Annotated in this window: 4 protein-coding genes and 1 pseudogene; 3 read left to right on the top strand and 2 right to left on the bottom strand. The window is 64.1% G+C overall.

Annotated elements, in window-relative coordinates:
* Positions 1–772 (top strand): 3-oxoacid CoA-transferase subunit B (locus VN856_RS11125; RefSeq protein WP_325688916.1); only part of this gene is annotated, 772 nt, incomplete at its 5' end.
* A 22-nt stretch (positions 773–794) separates the two neighbouring features.
* Entirely contained in the window at positions 795–1,319 is a 525-nt protein-coding gene (gene msrB, locus VN856_RS11120; protein WP_325688914.1) for a peptide-methionine (R)-S-oxide reductase MsrB, read from the top strand.
* 110 nt (positions 1,320–1,429) lie between these two features.
* Here msrB and VN856_RS11115 read toward each other — a convergent pair whose 3' ends face one another.
* Positions 1,430–2,101: a DedA family protein gene (locus VN856_RS11115; protein ID WP_325688912.1), complete on the bottom strand. Its 672-nt coding sequence runs from the start codon at positions 2,099–2,101 to the stop codon at positions 1,430–1,432.
* 154 nt (positions 2,102–2,255) lie between these two features.
* Between VN856_RS11115 and fbaA the strand changes: the two genes are divergently transcribed.
* Positions 2,256–3,293 carry a class II fructose-bisphosphate aldolase gene (fbaA, locus tag VN856_RS11110; protein ID WP_325688910.1) on the top strand — a complete coding sequence of 346 codons (1,038 nt, stop codon included), beginning with the start codon at positions 2,256–2,258 and terminating at the stop codon, positions 3,291–3,293.
* A gap of 7 nt (positions 3,294–3,300) precedes the next feature.
* Here the strand turns inward: fbaA and VN856_RS11105 are convergent.
* Positions 3,301–3,457 (bottom strand): annotated as a pseudogene (locus tag VN856_RS11105) (DUF4878 domain-containing protein); the annotation flags it as partial.

Raw genomic sequence — 3,457 nt, 5'->3', positions numbered from 1 at the left:
CGTCGAGGTCGGCGAGCTGGATCCTGACCTGGTTCACACGCCCGGCATCTATGTGGACCGCATCATCGAGGGCGCCAACTACGAGAAGCGCATCGAGTTCCGCACCACCAGCGGCGGCGCCGCGCAGAAGAACGACAGCCCAATCCGCCAGCGGATGGCTCAGCGCGCCGCTCAGGAGTTGCGCGACGGCTACTACGTCAACCTCGGCATCGGCATCCCGACGCTGGTGGCCAATTGCATTCCGGACAACATCAGCGTCACGCTGCAGTCCGAGAACGGGCTGCTCGGCATCGGTGCCTATCCGACCGAGGAGGACGTCGACCCCGATCTGGTCAACGCCGGCAAACAGACCGTCACCAGCCTGCCGGGATCCAGCTTCTTCAGCAGCGCCGACTCCTTTGCGATGATCCGCGGCGGACACATCGACCTGTCCATCCTGGGCGGCCTGGAGGTTGCCGAGAACGGCGACCTGGCCAACTGGTCGGTGCCCGGCAAGATGGTCAAGGGTCCCGGCGGCGCAATGGATTTGGTGTCGGGGGTCAAACGAGTGATCGTCACGATGGATCACACCGCCAAAGACGGCAGCCCGAAGATCCTCAAGCAGTGCTCGCTGCCCGTCACCGGCAAGAACGTCGTCGACATGATCATCACCGACTTGTGCGTCTTCGAAGTCGACCCGGACCACGGCCTGACGTTGATCGAGTTGCATCCGGGGGTCACGGTCGCCGATGTGCGGGCGAAGACCGGTTGCGACTTCAAGGTCGCCGTCTGACGACGAGTCGTATGTTGGAAGGATGACTGCTTCCACACCATCGCGTTCGGCTCTGACCCGTCGGCGCGTGCTGCTCGGCGCCGGGCTCGGTGTGCTCGCCGGTGCCGGTGCCTTGAGCGCCTTCAATGCGGCCGGGGCTCCGAGCGCTCCGCTCAAAACGTTCGAGGTCAACCACACCGACGAGGAGTGGCGGCACCTGCTGACCCCGCAGCAATACGACGTGCTGCGCGCGGCGGGCACCGAAACCCCCTACAGCAGCCCACTCAACGACGAGCACCGCACCGGAACCTTCGCGTGCGCAGGCTGCGGTCAGGCCCTGTTCTCGTCAACGACCAAGTTCGACAGCGGCACCGGCTGGCCGAGCTTCTGGAAAGCGATGGACAACGCCGTCCTGGAGCGGCAGGACAACAGCGAGGGAATGTCGCGCACCGAGGTGCTGTGCAACCGCTGTGGCGGCCACCTCGGCCACGTCTTCAACGATGGCCCTCAGCCGACCGGCTTGCGCTATTGCATGAACGGTGTGGCGATGACGTTCCGGCCGAGCTAGTCGGCGACGGTCAACAGTTGGGGAATCTATCGACGTCGACTGTGTAGCTTTTGCGGGTGAAAATGGCGAAATCACCCTCATGACCCGCACAGTCGATGCGTCCGGCGCAGCTAGTCGGCGACGGTCAACTCGTCGTTTTTGGCGGCGCGACGGCGCTTCAGGTATCCGCGGCCGGTGGCGATGAACGCCGGCAGCATCGAGACGAACAGGATCACCAGAACGATCTTTTCCAGGTTCTGGTGGATGAACGGTACGTTGCCCAGGAAGTAGCCCGCGAGGGTCGCACCGCCGCCCCAGAGAATGCCACCGACGATGTCGAAAGCCAGGTACACCGGGTAGCTCATGTAGGACACCCCGGCGACCACCGGGGTGAAGGTCCGGACGAACGGCATGAACCGGGCCAGGATGATTGCCGCGGGCCCGTATTTCTCGAAGAATGCGTGCGACTCGGTCACATGGTGCTGTTTGAAGAACCGCGAGTCTTCCTTCTTGAACAGCGCGGGGCCGATCCGGCGGCCGATGAAGTATCCGGTCTGATCGCCGAGGATCGCGGTCAGCGCCACCGCCGGAGCCAGCACCCAGATGTTCAGGGTCCCGTGAGCGGCCAGCAGGCCACCGGTGAACAGCAGCGACTCGCCAGGTAGTAGGGGAAACAGCAGGCCCGTCTCGACAAAGACGATGGCCAGGATCGTCGGCAATACCGCGGACTTGAACAGTCCCTGGGGACCGATCCAGTACATCGGGTCGAGGATGTTGGGCATTGCCACCACGGTGGTGATCACGGTGTTCAAGATACCGGCGGCTCGGGCGAGCGTTTACCAGGCGCGGTCCGGGCTGGACTGCGAGCCTCCCGACGGTGTTGCGATACTGAGGGCGACTTTGGCCGCCGGGCCGGCGGCCGCGGGCTTGCGCAACACGTGCTCAGGAGGAGAACTCATGCCCATCGCAACGCCAGATGTCTACGCCGAGATGCTGCAACGTGCCAAGAAGAACGAGTACGCCTTCCCGGCGATCAACTGCGTCGGCTCGGAGTCCGTCAATGCCGCGATCAAGGGTTTCGCCGACGCCGGCAGCGACGGCATCATCCAATTCTCCACCGGCGGAGCTGAATTCGCCTCTGGCCTCGGCGTCAAAGACATGGTCACCGGCGCGGTGGCGCTGGCCGAATTCGCCCACATCGTCGCGGCCAAGTACCCGATCAACGTGGCCCTGCACACCGACCACTGTCCGAAGGACAAGCTGGACACCTACGTGCGCCCGCTGCTGGCGATCTCGGCCGAGCGGGTTGCCGCCGGCCAGAACCCGCTGTTCCAGTCGCACATGTGGGACGGCTCGGCGGTGCCGATCGACGAGAACCTGGAGATCGCGCAGGAGCTGCTCAAGCAGGCCGCGGCCGCCAAGATCATCCTGGAGGTCGAGATCGGCGTTGTGGGCGGCGAGGAGGACGGCGTCGAGGCCGAGATCAACGACAAGCTCTACACCACCCCCGAAGACTTCGAGAAGACCATCGACGCTCTGGGGCACGGCGAGCACGGTCACTACCTACTGGCCGCCACGTTCGGCAACGTGCACGGCGTCTACAAGCCCGGCAACGTCAAGCTTCGCCCCGACATCCTCGATCAGGGCCAGAAGGTGGCGACGGCCAAACTGGGCCTGGCCGACGGCTCCAAGCCATTCGACTTCGTCTTCCACGGCGGCTCGGGTTCGCTGAAGTCCGAAATCGAAGAAGCGCTGCGCTACGGCGTGGTGAAGATGAACGTCGACACCGACACCCAATACGCCTTCACCCGGCCGCTGGCCGCGCACATGTTCACCAACTACGACGGCGTGCTGAAGGTCGACGGCGAGGTGGGCAACAAGAAGGTCTACGACCCGCGCAGCTACCTGAAGAAGGCCGAGGCGTCGATGACCGAGCGCGTTATCGAGGCCTGCAACGACCTGCACTGCAACGGCAAGTCCTTATCAGCGAGCTGAAAAGGCTTTAGCCAGAGTTGGATTCGCAGATCTTCCACTGATCGTCGCGGTACTGCAGGTCAAAGCTGCGAGTCGAGCGGGTCTGTGGCGCGTAGGCCATGAACGCGGTGACGTTGGCCTCGGCGTGGTTTCCGTCCACCACCACCTGGTCGATGTTGGCGACG

Source organism: Mycobacterium sp. (assembly GCF_035603715.1).
Taxonomy (GTDB): Bacteria; Actinomycetota; Actinomycetes; order Mycobacteriales; family Mycobacteriaceae; genus Mycobacterium.
The sequence above is the reverse complement of the archived record's forward strand: the minus strand, read 5'-3'. Positions and strand labels throughout refer to the sequence as shown.

Coding starts and splice junctions, on each gene's coding strand:
- msrB (WP_325688914.1), top strand. CDS start 795: ATGACTGCTTCCACACCATCGCGTTCGGCTCTGACCCGTCGGCGCGTG.
- fbaA (WP_325688910.1), top strand. CDS start 2,256: ATGCCCATCGCAACGCCAGATGTCTACGCCGAGATGCTGCAACGTGCC.